This window comes from Sphingobium nicotianae (assembly GCF_018603885.1).
Lineage (GTDB): Bacteria > Pseudomonadota > Alphaproteobacteria > Sphingomonadales > Sphingomonadaceae > Sphingobium > Sphingobium nicotianae.
Map to the genome: position 1 here is coordinate 131,552 of NZ_JAHGAW010000008.1, position 13,335 is coordinate 144,886.

At 66.0% G+C, this 13,335-nt stretch carries 13 protein-coding genes; 4 read left to right on the forward strand and 9 right to left on the reverse strand.

The features are described from left to right. Position 1 precedes the first annotated feature (1 nt). Positions 2 to 1,432, reverse strand: a complete 1,431-nt coding sequence (locus KK488_RS13165) for a methyl-accepting chemotaxis protein (protein WP_349356895.1) — start codon at positions 1,430 to 1,432, stop codon at positions 2 to 4. A 161-nt stretch (positions 1,433 to 1,593) separates the two neighbouring features. Here KK488_RS13165 and KK488_RS13170 point away from each other — a divergent pair, with 161 nt between their 5' ends. Both KK488_RS13170 and KK488_RS13175 read left to right on the forward strand, forming a co-directional pair. Further along, the gene (locus KK488_RS13170) at positions 1,594 to 2,511 is read left to right on the forward strand and encodes an SMP-30/gluconolactonase/LRE family protein (protein ID WP_214624144.1); all 918 of its coding nucleotides are present in this window, start codon (positions 1,594 to 1,596) and stop codon (positions 2,509 to 2,511) included. Between the two features lie 237 nt (positions 2,512 to 2,748). Further along, positions 2,749 to 3,951, forward strand: coding sequence for a serine hydrolase domain-containing protein (locus tag KK488_RS13175; protein ID WP_214624145.1), 1,203 nt, complete (start codon positions 2,749 to 2,751; stop codon positions 3,949 to 3,951). Here the strand turns inward: KK488_RS13175 and KK488_RS13180 are convergent. The 4 genes from KK488_RS13180 to KK488_RS13195 all read right to left on the reverse strand — a co-directional run bounded on the left by KK488_RS13180 (position 3,948) and on the right by KK488_RS13195 (position 8,488). Further along, complete coding sequence (locus KK488_RS13180) at positions 3,948 to 4,877, reverse strand: DMT family transporter (protein ID WP_214624146.1); 930 nt, start codon at positions 4,875 to 4,877, stop codon at positions 3,948 to 3,950. The genes KK488_RS13175 and KK488_RS13180 overlap by 4 nt on opposite strands. Next, a complete protein-coding gene (locus KK488_RS21715) occupies positions 4,878 to 5,135 on the reverse strand; it encodes an endonuclease domain-containing protein (RefSeq protein WP_349356896.1) in 258 nt (85 codons plus the stop codon). Between the two features lie 191 nt (positions 5,136 to 5,326). After that, positions 5,327 to 6,844: a fumarate hydratase gene (locus KK488_RS13190; protein ID WP_214624147.1), complete on the reverse strand. Its 1,518-nt coding sequence runs from the start codon at positions 6,842 to 6,844 to the stop codon at positions 5,327 to 5,329. 42 nt (positions 6,845 to 6,886) lie between these two features. Further along, the gene (locus KK488_RS13195; RefSeq protein WP_250890397.1) at positions 6,887 to 8,488 is read right to left on the reverse strand and encodes an amidase; all 1,602 of its coding nucleotides are present in this window, start codon (positions 8,486 to 8,488) and stop codon (positions 6,887 to 6,889) included. A gap of 162 nt (positions 8,489 to 8,650) precedes the next feature. On the opposite strand from KK488_RS13195, the gene KK488_RS13200 reads away from it, so the two are divergent. Both KK488_RS13200 and KK488_RS13205 read left to right on the forward strand, forming a co-directional pair. Further along, on the forward strand, positions 8,651 to 8,902 hold the full coding sequence (locus tag KK488_RS13200; RefSeq protein WP_214624148.1) for a GlsB/YeaQ/YmgE family stress response membrane protein: 252 nt from the start codon (positions 8,651 to 8,653) through the stop codon (positions 8,900 to 8,902). Positions 8,903 to 8,916: 14 nt separating this feature from the next. Then, the gene (locus KK488_RS13205; protein ID WP_214624149.1) at positions 8,917 to 9,711 is read left to right on the forward strand and encodes a hypothetical protein; all 795 of its coding nucleotides are present in this window, start codon (positions 8,917 to 8,919) and stop codon (positions 9,709 to 9,711) included. Between the two features lie 141 nt (positions 9,712 to 9,852). Here the strand turns inward: KK488_RS13205 and KK488_RS13210 are convergent, their stop codons facing one another. The 4 genes from KK488_RS13210 to KK488_RS13225 all read right to left on the reverse strand — a co-directional run bounded on the left by KK488_RS13210 (position 9,853) and on the right by KK488_RS13225 (position 13,144). Then, complete coding sequence (locus KK488_RS13210) at positions 9,853 to 10,716, reverse strand: arylamine N-acetyltransferase family protein (protein WP_214624150.1); 864 nt, start codon at positions 10,714 to 10,716, stop codon at positions 9,853 to 9,855. A gap of 138 nt (positions 10,717 to 10,854) precedes the next feature. Continuing rightward, positions 10,855 to 11,250, reverse strand: coding sequence for a VOC family protein (locus KK488_RS13215; RefSeq protein ID WP_214624151.1), 396 nt, complete (start codon positions 11,248 to 11,250; stop codon positions 10,855 to 10,857). A gap of 133 nt (positions 11,251 to 11,383) precedes the next feature. Further along, positions 11,384 to 12,223 (reverse strand): 2OG-Fe(II) oxygenase, encoded by an 840-nt coding sequence (locus KK488_RS13220; protein WP_214624152.1) that lies wholly within the window; start codon positions 12,221 to 12,223, stop codon positions 11,384 to 11,386. A gap of 342 nt (positions 12,224 to 12,565) precedes the next feature. Further along, positions 12,566 to 13,144 (reverse strand): DUF3617 domain-containing protein, encoded by a 579-nt coding sequence (locus tag KK488_RS13225; protein ID WP_214624153.1) that lies wholly within the window; start codon positions 13,142 to 13,144, stop codon positions 12,566 to 12,568. Between the last annotated feature and the right edge of the window lie 191 nt (positions 13,145 to 13,335).

The window sequence follows — 13,335 nt, forward strand, 5'->3', positions numbered from 1 at the left end:
GTCAGCTTGCCTGCGCGAGGACGATCTCGCCCGTCTTGCTTGTCTGATCCTCATAGGCGAGTTGCATCACGCCCCAGTGATTGCCGCGGATGTGGATGGACGCGATGACCTGCTTGAGCAGCATGATGCCGCCGGTGGCGATCGGGCGGCGATAGGCCTTGAGGCAGAAGGGCTGCACCATCTTGGCCTGCTCGCGCGTGTCCTGATAATTGAACATCTGGCCGGCGCGCGCATATTCGAGGTTCCAGTCGGTCTCGCCGGGGCGCTGCGGCAGCGAGCGCTCGGGCATCGCGACGGCGCCGAAGGCGTTGCGATCCGTGCAAGTCATGCCGAAGAAGCCGGGGAGCGCGCGGGCGCGCTCCTGCCAGGGGCGGGCCGCCCTGGTGATGAGGGACTGGACGGGGTGCGAGAAGAGCGGCGGCTCGCTGCCGCGCACCGGCTGATAGTCGTCCGAGAACATGGCGGCGAGACCGATCTCGCCGTCGTCGAGCGCCTTCTCAAGCTCGGCGACGATGCCCTGCACCGCCTGCAGGCCGAAGCTGATGTAAGGCGAATCCGGAATATCGACGCCGCTCTCCGCGAGATATTGGAGCAGCATATTGGTGTCGTCGCTGACCGAGGTCACGCGGGTCGAGAGGCGCTGCAGGCCGATGGCATTGTCGATGGAGGTATCGGCCAGTTCGCCGAGGCCCGAGCGGATCTCACCGATCGCGCCGAGGATCGAGTGGACATTGCCCGAGACGGCCTCGCTATTGTCCGACAGGCCAAGGATCAGTTCGCGCAGCCGATCGACCAGCGAGCCGATCTCGCCCGATGCGCGATGCGCGTCATTGGCCTTTTCGGCGCCCCTTACGATGCGCGAGAGCATGACCTCCGCCTCGCTGGTGAGTTCGCGGATCGAGCCTTCGATCTGCTGGGTGGCAAGCGCGGTTTCCTGCGCCAGCTTCTTGACCTCGCTGGCGACGACCGCGAAACCGCGGCCGCTGTCGCCGGCGCGCGCCGCCTCAATGGCGGCATTGAGCGCGAGCAGGTTGGTCTGGCTGGCAATGCCCCCGATCATCTTGCTGGTATGGCCGACGGTGGCGAGTGCCTCGTTGAAACCGTCGAGGCCACGGTGGATGCGGGTGACCTGCTCGATCAGCTCGAGCACATTGTGGGATGCGGAGGAGAGCTGCTGGCTGCTGTCGTCGACCACCGAGCGGGCGGTCGCGGCCTGGGCGCGGGCGGCGTCGACCTTCTTCTCGACCTGATCGCTGGACTGAGCGAGGCCGATGGCCGCATCCTCGAGCGTTTCGAGCATGGCGGCCTGATCGGTCACGCGGTCGGCCAGCTCGGCGATGTCGGCCTGGAGATCGAGCGTGCGGATGCCAAGATCGCCAACATTCTCGGCGACGCGGACGATCGTGGTTTCGAGCTTGGTGGTCGGTGGCACGTGTTTGGAATCCAGCAGGCTTCTCTCGACCTGCTTGGCTAGAGGAAAGCGGTTAACAGGCCCTTGTACATCAGCATGCATAAACTGCAGTTAAAGGCCGGGCTTGTGCGGGATGCACAGGTAGCTATGCCGGAAGCAAATGATGAAACGGAGGGGAAACGATGGAATTCGAGACAGTAACGGACAAATTGGGCTTCCCGGAAGGGCCGATCGCTTGCGCAGATGGCTCGGTGCTTGTCGTCGAAATCGCGCACAAAACGCTGACGCGGGTTCGTCCTGACGGGTCTCTGGAGGTCGTTGCCGAACTGGGTGGCGGCCCGAACGGTGCGGCGATCGGCCCGGACGGTGCCTGCTATGTGGTCAATAATGGCGGCGCCTTCGACTTCCCGGAAAACTGGAAGGAGGAAGGCAAGCTCGGCCTGCCGAAAGTCTATGAAGGCGGCTCGATCCAGCGCGTCGACCTGGCCACCGGCGCCGCCACCACGCTTTACGACAATTGCGACGGCAAGCCGCTCAACGCGCCCAACGACATTGTGTTCGATGCGCAGGGCGGCATGTGGTTCACCTGCTTCGGCTATTCGGACGGCGAGAACAGGCGGCTCGGCGGTGTCTATTATGCCAAGCCGGACGGATCGCAGATCACGCGCTGGCGCTCGGAGCAGATTTCTCCAAACGGCATCGCGCTCTCGGCCGACGAGAAGACGCTCTATTGGGTCGACTCGATGCTCCAGCGCGCCTGGAAGCTCGACATTCTCTCGCCGGGCGTGGTGGCGCCGGAAGTGGGCCACACGGCGGGCGAGATATTGGTCAACCTGCCGGGCATGCAGTGGTTCGACAGCATTGCGCTGGAGGCCTCGGGCCGAATCGCGGCCGCGACGCTCTTTAACGGCGGCATCACCGTGGTCCACCCGGCGACTGGCACTTATGAGCATGTGCCGGTGCCCGATCCGATCACCACCAACATCTGTTTCGGCGGGCCGGACATGCAGACGGCATGGATCACGGGGTCGGCCAGCGGCAGCCTGTTCAAATGTCGCTGGCCAAGGCCGGGGCACAGGCTGAACTTCCAGCAGATTTGATCTGCCACTATCCACGCGTTTTCAGTGGGTTGATTTGTGAAACTTCACGAACATCGCGCGTATGACGCATGGAGATTTTGCAAAAGTCCCTGGCGGGTAAGGCGGGGTGCGGATTGTGCGAGGATTTGACAAGGTCAAAGAGCAAGCGAGCCGGAGCGCGCCTTCCGAGCCTGCCACCGAAATGCACCAGTAGGACAGCGTATTGCGAGCTGTTTGGCGCTCGGGCAGGCTGCGGGCATGCCGATCCTCCGCGCCTCGACTCTCGCCCTGTTCCTGTTGTTCGATGGCCTGACGGCGACGGTGGCTGACGCGCAGGACACAGATGCCGCCAGCGGTTGGGCAGCCTTCGACCAGACCCATGTCATCGCGCGGGGGGCGCAGGGTCTCGCGGATCGAGCGAGCGGGCGCAAGGCGCGCGCTAGCAACCCGGTGCGGGTGGCCTCCATTTCCAAGCTTGCGGTCGCGATGGCGGTCATGCGGCTGGTCGAACGGGGCAGGCTCGATCTGGATCGTGACGTCTCGATCTATCTGGGCTGGCACCTGCGGCATCCCGGCTTCCCCGATCAGCCGATCAGCTTGCGACATCTGCTTTCGCACACGGCGGGCGTGCGCGACGGCATCGAATATACCTTGCCGCTCGATGCCGATCTCGAGGTCGAGATGAAACGGCCCGAAGCCTGGGACATGGCGCACGGGCCGGCCGCCGGCTATTTCACTTATGCCAATCTCAACTTCCCGATCGTTGCGGCAGTGCTGGAGTCGGTGACCGGCAAGCGGTTCGACGCCGTGATGGCGAGCGAAGTATTCGGGCCGCTGAAGCTGGACGCCTGCTACAATTGGACGACCTGCAGCATGCGCGCGGTGCGGCGTGCCGTGGTGCTCTACCGGGCGGACGGCAGCATCGCGCGCGACGATCTCAGGGGCGAGCGGCCGGTCTGCGTGGCGACGCCGGCGCGCGACGGGAGCTGCGACGTCGCGACCTACCGGCTCGGGCATCAGGGTGCCTTTTTTGGGCCACAAGGCGGCATGCGCATCTCGCCGCCCGGTCTGGCGCGGCTCGGGCAGGTGCTGATGGGCGCAGTGCCCGGTTTCCTCTCGCCCGCCAGCCTAGCCGAGATGACGCGCCCGCAATGGCGCTATGACGGCAGCAATGGCGACACGCTCAAGGGCTATCATTGCGCTTATGGGTTGGCGGTGATGTTCACGGCCTTTCCCGGCGCGCCGGCCGGCTGCCGCGACGATCCCTTCGGCGACGGCGTGATGCGCATCGGCCATTCGGGCGAAGCCTATGGGCTGCGCTCGGGCCTGTGGCTGGACCCGAAGACCGGCAAGGGCGTGTCCTTCTACGTGACCGCCATGCCGGACGACGCGCCGACGGGCCGCTCGGCCTTCACGGCGGCGGAAGAGGCCATGATGGCGCGGGCGGGAGCGACGCGCTAGCCGCCCCGACCGGCGCCGATCAGCGCCAGCAGCACACCGCTCGCGACCAGCAGCAGGCCGGTCACTTCGCTGCGCCTGAGCGGCTCGCGCAGATAATAATGAGCAAGGCCGAGGGTGAAGATGATCTCGACCTGGCCGACGATGCGCACCAGCGCGATCGGCGCGCTGGCGAAGCCGGTGAACCAGCAGGCCGAGCCCAGCGAGGAGAGCAGGCCGACCTGCCCGGAGACGCGCCAGGTGGCGAACACGGCGCGGAGCTGGTCAGGCTCGCGGCAGAGCAGCCAGGCGCCCTGCATCAGCGTCTGCAGCGCGACGGTGATGGCGAGGATGGTGAGTGCGGCCGATATGGGATCGTCCGTCACGACGCCCATCGACGCGCGGCGGACGCCGATGGCCGTCAGCGCGAAGAACAAGCCCGAGGCGAGCCCATATCGCGCGGACGGTGCGCCGAGCGCGCGGATGAAATCGCCCAGGCCCATCGGCCGGCCGCCAGTCGAGAGGATCATCACACCGATGACCCCGGCGCCGATACCGATCCAGGCGAGTGGGCTCAGTTGGTCGCCGAGCAGCACGAGCGAGAGCAGCGCACCCTGCGCCGCCTCGGTCTTCGCATAGGCCGTTCCTACGATGTAATTGCGCTCGGCGAACGCCATCAGCATGAGATTGGTGGCCACAATCTGAGCAAGGCCGGCGGCGGCGCAGAAGCCGATAGCGCTGATGTGGAGGACCAGCGCGGGCGCGGGCAGGAAGAGCAGTTGATACCCTGCGAGCAGCGCCAGCGCGAAGGGCAGCCCGTAAAGATACCGCACGAGGCCCGCGGCATTGACCGACAGCGACTGGCCGACCCGCCGCTGCACGGCCGTGCGCCACGCCTGCAGCCCGCCGGCGATCAGCGTGGCGGGGAGCCAGATGGGGGAGGTGATCAACTAATCCTCCCTATTGCAAATGGGGAGGGGGACCGGCGAAGCCGGTGGAGGGGAGATGGCGCAGCGCTGGAGGATTTGGCGGACGACCGCGTCAAAATCCGCCATGACCTGCCGGGCGGGAATGCGTAGCGTCTCGACGCCTTGTTGGGCGAGCCAGCCGTCGCGCATTCCATCCCGCGCGGGATTGTGGCCCATGTCGTGCGCCATACCATCGATTTCGATCGCGAGCTTGGCGGAGGGGCAATAGAAGTCGAGCACATAGGGGCCGATCGGATGCTGACGGCGGAAGCGGAGGCTGGCGGGCCGAGTGCGCAAATAATTTCCGGTGGCGTGAGGGTGCGACGGAGGTGGCGGGCCTTCGCGACGGTCTTCCTCGGTGGCGGCATCGGATTTTCCCCTCCACCGCCTCCGGCGGTCCCCCCCCCCCATCGTGATGGGGAGGAAAGAAATTAGGCCAGCAGTTTCTCCCGCGCGATCTTCTCTTTCCAGACGAGCGGGGCGAGCTGGTGGACGTTGTTGCCCTCGCTGTCGACCGCGACGGTGACGGGGAAGTCCTGCACCTCGAACTCGTAGATGGCTTCCATGCCGAGATCCGCGAAGCCGACGACCTTGCTGCCCTTGATGGCGCGCGCGACGAGATAGGCGGCGCCGCCGACGGCCATGAGATAGGCGCTCCTCGCGTCCTTGATCGCCTCGGTCGCGGCGGGGCCGCGCTCGGCCTTGCCGACGCAGGCGAGCAGGCCCTGGTCCAGCATCATGCGCATGAACTTGTCCATGCGGGTCGCGGTCGTGGGGCCGGCGGGGCCGACCACTTCCTCGCCGACCGGATCGACCGGGCCGACATAATAGATGACGCGGCCCTTGAACTCGACCGGGAGTTCCTCGCCCGCCGCCAGCATGTCCTGGATGCGCTTGTGGGCGGCGTCGCGGCCGGTGAGCATCTTGCCGTTGAGGAGCAGGCGGTCGCCCTGTTTCCAGCTCCGCACGACGTCGGGCGTCAGCATATCGAGATCGACGCGGATCGCGGCCTTGTCCGGCGCCCAGTTGACGTCCGGCCACTCGTCCAGCTTCGGCGCTTCCAGATAGGCGGGACCGGACCCATCGAGCGAGAAATGCGCATGGCGGGTGGCGGCGCAATTGGGGATCATCGCGACCGGCTTGCCCGCGGCGTGGCAGGGCGCGTCGAAGATCTTGACGTCGAGGATGGTCGAGAGGCCGCCGAGGCCCTGCGCGCCGACGCCGAGCGCATTGACCTTGTCGTAAATCTCGATGCGCAGGGCCTCGATGTCATTCGCCGGCCCGCGTGCTTTGAGCTGGCTCATGTCGATCGGGTCCATCAGCGACTTCTTGGCGAGCAGCGCCGCATGCTCCGCCGTACCGCCAACGCCGATGCCGAGCATGCCGGGCGGGCACCAGCCCGCGCCCATCTGCGGGATCATCTCCAGCACCCAGTCGACGATGGAGTCGCTCGGGTTCATCATCTTGAACTTGCTCTTGTTCTCGCTGCCGCCACCCTTGGCCGCGACATCGACATGGACATGATGGCCCGGCACCATTTCGACATGAAGGACGCTGGGCGTGTTGTCGCGGGTGTTACGGCGAGTGAAGGCGGGGTCAGCAAGCACCGAGGCGCGCAGCTTGTTTTCAGGGTTGAGATAGGCGCGTCGCACACCCTCGTCGACGACTTCCTGCAGCGACTTGCTGGTGTCGTCGAGGCGGCAGTCCATGCCCCACTTCACGAACACATTGACGATGCCGGTATCCTGGCAGATCGGCCGGTGGCCTTCCGCGCACATGCGGCTGTTGGTCAGGATCTGCGCGATCGCGTCCTTGGCGGCGGGCGACTCCTCGGCGGCATAAGCCTCGCCCAGCGCGCGGATATAATCCATCGGATGATAGTAGCTGATGAACTGCAGCGCGTCGGCGACGCTCTCGATGAGATCGGCGGTCTTGATGATCGTGGTCATGGCTTGCCCCTTCGACTTGGGGCGCGAATAGGACGGAGCGGCTCAGGGTTCAAGCGGCTCCAGCGCATTGCCGACCGGAGCGGTCGGCGCATAGCCGGGCGCCACGCGCAGCTTGCCCGCCTGCTCGAAGGCATAGCCGTAGCGCAGCAGGTCGCCGTCGCTGTTGGCATGGCCGATGAAGCTGAGACCGACCGGGAGCCCACCGGCGAGCCCCATGGGGACGCTGAGGTGCGGATAGCCGGCGACGGCAGGCAACTCGCTGGCCGAGGGGCCGGAGAACTGATCGCCGGCGACCGGATCGCTGAGCCAGGGCAGGCCGTAGCTCGGCTCGACGATGGCGGCGACCCTGTTGCCGGCGAGCATCGCGTCGATGCCCGCGTCGCGGGCGAGCGCCAGCGACTTGGCGCGGGCGGCGACATAGTCCGGGCTGTCGAGGCCGCCGAGTTTCTCCGCTTCCTCGAACGTCTCCTGGCCGAAGATGGCCAGCTCGCGGTCGGCATGGGCCTTGTTGAAGGCGATCACGTCGGCCAGCGAGCGGGTCCTGACCCTGGCCGGATCGGTCGAGGCGAGATAGGCATTGAGATCAGCCTTGAGCTCATAGTGCAGCACCTCGCCCTCCGCCTCGCCGAGGCCTTCCAGTTTGGGCTGCTTGATCTCGACCAGCTCGGCGCCGGCCTTTTTGAGCACGGCCAGCGCCGCGTCATAGCGGGTGGCGAGGAGGGCCGGCATCTCGGGGCGCAGCACGCCCAGCCGCACACCCTTGAGCGCGTCGGGTGAGAGGGTGGCGGCATAGTCGCGCGCATAGGCGTCGGCACCCTTGGTCGCGGCATCGGCGGGGTCGCTGCCGACCATCGACGAGAAGAGCAAGGCGACGTCGCGCACGGTGCGCGCCATCGGGCCGGCCGTGTCCTGGCTGTGGCTGATCGGCACGATATGGGTGCGGCTGACCAGGCCGATGGTCGGCTTGAGCCCGGCAAGGCCGTTCATCGAGGAGGGGCAGACGACCGAACCGTCCGTTTCCGTGCCGATCCCGGCGGCGGCGAAGCTGGCCGCGATCGCCGCGCCGGTGCCGCTCGATGAGCCGCAGGAGGTGCGATCCAGCGCATAGGGATTGCGCACAAGGCCGCCGATGCCGCTCCAGCCCGAGCTTGAATTGTTCGAGCGGATGTTCGCCCATTCGGAGAGATTGGTCTTGCCCAGGATGAGGGCACCCGCCGCGCGCAGTCGCGCGATCATCGGCGCGTCGCGGCCGGTGAGATTGTCCTTGAGGGCGAGGCTGCCCGCCGTGGTCGGCATCCTGTCCAGCGTCTCGACATTGTCCTTCACCAGGATCGGCAGGCCATGGAGCGGGCCGCGCAGCTTGCCGGCCTTGCGCTCGGCGTCGAGCTTTTTGGCTTCGGCGACCGCATCGGGGTTCAGCGCGATGATCGATCGCAGCTTCGGCCCGGCGCGATCGAGCTTGGCGATCCGGTCGAGATAGGCGCGGACCAGCGCCTCGCTGGTGGTCGAGCCATTGGCGAGGCGGGTCAGCAGATCCGTGGCGGAGACTTCCTCGACGGCGGCGCCGCGCGATTGCGCCAGGAGCGGGGCGGCCGCCGTCGCGAGCGCCAATGTCATGACCGCCGTGATGATCCTGTTGTGCATGGCAACTGTCCCCGTTTCCCCTGATCACCGGACTATGTCTGCCACATGGACCTCATGCAAGCGCAGGGCATGCAGCCATTGCTTGCCGTCCATTCGGCAAGGATGGATAAAGGGATGACAAGGGAGTCCGCGCAGCATCGCGCACAAGGGAGGAGGCCGGTCATGGGTCGGGTTATCAGCACGATCATCGTTGGTTTGATCGTCGGCATTCTTGCGCGCTGGTTCTATCCCGGCGTCGTGCCGATGAACTGGATCGCCAGCATCGTGCTCGGCATCGTCGGCTCCCTGATCGGCGGGGCAATCCCGCGGGTGTTCAGCAAGAGCCGCGCCATGACACCCTTCCAGCCGGCGGGCCTCATCGGATCGGTGCTGGGCGCGATGCTGGTGATCTTCATCGTGCGACACCTGAACTGACGGCCGGCACACACATGACGGCGCGGCAGGAGGTTGATCGCCCGACCCTGGCGGGGATGGTGCTGCTGCTCGCGCCCCTGCTGACCATGGCGCACGAGATTGGCGGCCATGGCAGCGCCTGCCTGCTGACCGGCGGCACGATCGAGGCGATCGGGGCCTATTATGTCGACTGCCATAGCGCGACGGCCCTCGCCGGCCGGATCGTAGCGCTGGCCGGGACGGTCGCGGACCTGATGGTAGGCGCCGTCGCGTTCCTGCTCTGGCGCTGGGCGCAGTCAGCTTCGCTGCGCATCTTCCTGTGGATGGTCTTCACCTGCAAGCTGCTGGTCGCGGCGGGTTATCCCCTGTTTTCCGGCGTCACTGGCATTGGTGACTGGGGCGTCGGCATGCAGGGCGGGCTCGGGCCATTGCCCTACCCCTGGGTCTGGCGGGTTGCGTTGGCGCTGCTTGGCCTTGCCGCTTATTTGGGGGTCATGCGTCTTGCGAGCCGCACGCTGGATGCAATGATTGGGGGCACGGAGGCGTCGGTCCGCTTGCGCCGGCTGATCCCGATGACGCTGTATCTGGGCTCGGGCGCGGTGGCGATCATCGTCGGCCTGTTCAATCCGGTCGGCCTCTTCATCCTGCTGGCGTCGGCGATAGCCTCGACCTTCGGCGGGATGGCGGGTCTGTTCAACGTGGCTTTCCGCCAGCCGCCGTCCGAACCGGCGCGGGAGGTGGTACTGGCGCGCCAGCCCGTGTTGATCGGGCTGGGCGTGGCGGCGGTGATCGCCTTTGCCTTGGTCCTGGGGCAGACCCTCGACGTCTAGGGCGGATCGACATTCAGCCCATATCGGCCTGCAAACGGCACTTTTGCGTGCTTCCGGTGCTCACGTACCATGAGTACGCTGCGCTCCGGGTCACGCAAAAGCACCATTTTCGACTCGATCTGACCTGAATGTCGATCCGCCCTAGAGCCGCTCGGGCTGGGTGAGGGGCAAGGCGGCCACTTCCTCCGGGCTGAGGGCGAGGCTGAACAGATCGCTCAGGACCGCCTGATAGTCGCCCAGATCATCGATCACGCGCACCTCCTTCGCCTGACCGCGATAGACCGTGAGCGTGCTGTCCGTCATCGAGGCGAAGCCGTCTGGCAGCGCGATGCTGACCAGGTGCATCGACAGGAAGCGCGTGCCGGGCCGGGTCGAGGTCCAGTGGTTGCACTGCTCCAGATCGTCCGCGGCGACGGGGAGCAAATCGAACGCATATTGGGGCTGCCAATCCGCATCGGGCTTGGCGCGATTGTCGCTGACCAGGCCGGCGCGCTCGAACAGCCATTCGCCGCCGAGATCGCCCGGCGCGCCGATGCGGCGCAGGCGATGGGAGGCGCCGTCGTCGCTCGTCACCGTGACGCCGTCGATGAGCGGCAGCGGCGGGACATAGCTGGCGCCGAAGCCCGCGTCCGCGATCCACGGTTCGCCGTCGAGATCGACGAGGAGCAGCACATGCGTGCGCGGCTGGGCCGGAGCATCAGGTGGCAGGCCGAGCCGCACCCGCGCGAGCAGCGGCCGGTTGGGCATGCCGAGTGCCGCCAGCATGTCCGAGAAGACGCGATTCTGCTCGAAGCAATAACCGCCGCGCCGGCGTGTCACCAGCTTGTCGAACGCGGCGTCGCTGTCGATGCGGACGGGATTGCCGAGGCGAAGGTCGAGATTGGCAAAGGCGATCGACTGGCGATGTGCGGCCTGCAGGTCAGCCAGACCCTCCGCATCAGGAGAGGGTGGCGCGTCGAGCCCGAGGTGGCGTAGATAGGCGGCGAGGCGATCGGAACCGGTCATGGCCTTGCTGTCGCATGATCGGCCGGCTTGCTCAATCGGCGTGCAACCTCATCGGCTAGAAGCTGGCCTTGTTAGCTGAACGAGGGTGTGCACCGAGCTGGGAAGCCCTCCGCGTTCACGCGGGTCCGCCCGCGTCGCTCAGCCGTCTTCCCCCGGGCCGACGCTGTAGAAGCACAGCTTGTTGCCGTCGAGGTCGCGGACATAGGCGGCATAGAAGGCCTGGCTGCTTTCGGCGCCGCGGACGCCGGGCGGTCCTTCATCCTTGCCGCCGAGTTCCAGCGCCTTGGCATGGAGCGTACGGACCTTGGCGCGGGTGCGCTGGCCCAGGGCGATCATCGTGCCGTTGCCAGGCGTGGCGGGAGAGCCGTCGAAGGGCTTGGCGACGCCGAAGATGGGCTTGTCCCAATTGGAGCCCCACCCGGCGATGTTGGGCATCTCGATCAGGCGCGACAGACCGACGCTCCCGAACAGGGCGTCGTAGAAGGCCATGGCCCTCTGCAGGTCATTGGTCCCCACCGTGATGTAGCCGATCATCGGTACAGCTCCCGTCCGGCCGGCATGAGGCGCGCGACTCAAATCTTGCCCGGACGGAAATTTTATAAGTGGCTTCCACGAGACGTCATAGGACAGACCAGACATTGCGACATTATAAAGAGGCGGCGAGTCCCTATTTGAAACGATTTAGCCGGGTCGCATAACGATAGAGCCGGGGCGGCACCCAATCCTTGAGGAAATGGTCGAACTGGACGCGGCGATCCTCCTTGTCCGCGCTGGTCGGCCGCGCCTTGAACACGGTGGTGCGCTCGGGAAGCTTGGTGATCCCCTCCTCGACCGCCGTATAATAATAAGTCGCGATCGAGCGGCGTGCGCGGTCGGGCGGACAGCGCACCGGATCGGGCTGGCCATGGAAGCTGTCGAGCGACGTGTTGAAGACGACGGCGCGGCCGAGCACCGGCAACACCTTGTGGCAGCAGCGCTCCATCTTGCGGTCCCACAGCTCCAGGTCGCCGCCATAGTCGGCGGGCCAGTCGTCGTTGAGATAGACCAGCAGATTGAGCCGGCGCTCCAGCTTCATTCCCTTGTGAATGTTGAAATCGGCATGGACGCCCAGATGGCCGCCGCTCTTGGTCTCGTGCAGGCCGCCGCCGATATAATAAGGATCGGCGATCAGCCCCTTGATGCCGGTCATCGCGGCCAGGAAGCGCAGCACGGCGGGACTATTCAGCTCCGTCACCAGATTGCGCAGGCGCCGGCCGGGGATCTCGGCCGGCTGGAACTGGAACTTGAAGCGCTCCTGATCACGGTCGAAGAAGGTCTTGCCGTCGGTCGCGGGGAATTCCGGCAGGAGGCCGCGCAGGAAATCGAGCGGCAGGAATTCTTCCATCACGATGTGCGGGAAGGGCTCGGCGCTCTGATAGCGCTTCGCCAGCGCCGCGCCGGCCGCCTTGCTCGCGGCTTCATCGAAATGGATGTAGCCGTCGCTTTCCAATGGGTTGAGAATCGCCATTACCCGCCCGGTCCCTCGCTCAATCGCCCACACATAGTAGCAGAGGCGCCATAACCACACAAAAGCGCATCTTTGGTAAACCCGTTCCCAGGCGGTCCGCCGTGAGACGAGACGATGCCACGGCGGGCCGTCCGCCCGTTTGATGCAGATCAAAGGCCGCCGGATGGCTATTCCGATGTCCGAAGGTCACGAAAGTCACGGTGTGAAGCAAATTCGAAAATTGCCCCGCCACGCGAGCGCGCGCGCCGAAATGCGATCGGAAAAGGCGGGAGAGGATCATGCCGGCCCCCCTATCATGACCCGGCGCCTGTAGGACAGCCCGCCCCGCTCGTTCCGTCGCGATCAGCTCTCGTCGGGTGTGCCGCGGCAGGCGCCGACGCGCTTGGCATCCATGGTCATCTTCATGGACATGCCCATCGGGCTGTTGCCGCTGGTCCGGGAGGCGATGTCCATATGATAGGCCTGCGGCGAGTAGCTGCCGTTCATCGTCATGGACACCTTCGCGCCGCCGTCATGCGCGCAGCTCATCGCCGCATCCAGCTTGCCGCCGGCCAGGGTGAAATGGTCATATTTGCAGCTCTTGTCGTCCAGCCCTTTGAAGAAGCCGTTCTTCGCCTTCACTTCCTCGGGCGTGACGCAGCTGATGATGGTCTTGGCCTTGCCCATCTGGCTGATCATCTGCGCCCTCGCGGCGGGTGGCATCTTGTCCATGCCGGCGAGCTGGATGTCGTGCATCGTCATCGTCCCTTCCCAGCGGCCGGGCTCGACCATCAGCGCGTCGCCCCCGCCGGAGGCCGCGGCGACCTTTTCCTGCACTTCGGCCGTGCTCGCATTGGTGGCCGAGACAGTCGGGCCGCCCTTGTCGCAGGCGGCGAGCGCGAGGGGCAGGATGAGGGCGGCGGTGAGCGGGACTGGGCGCATGATGGCAATCCTCTGTTGATCGAACGACGCGACCTTTGCCCGGTTGCCGGGTCTGGGGGAGGGGATGCCGGGTTTGGCGGGGGAGGGCAAGGGGTTGGATGGGCTGGACCATCGACGCCTGCGCTTGCAGGCAAGCCATGCCGCGCCAAAATAACCAAATTGGTAAAATTTCATTGTAATGTAGGATTTAA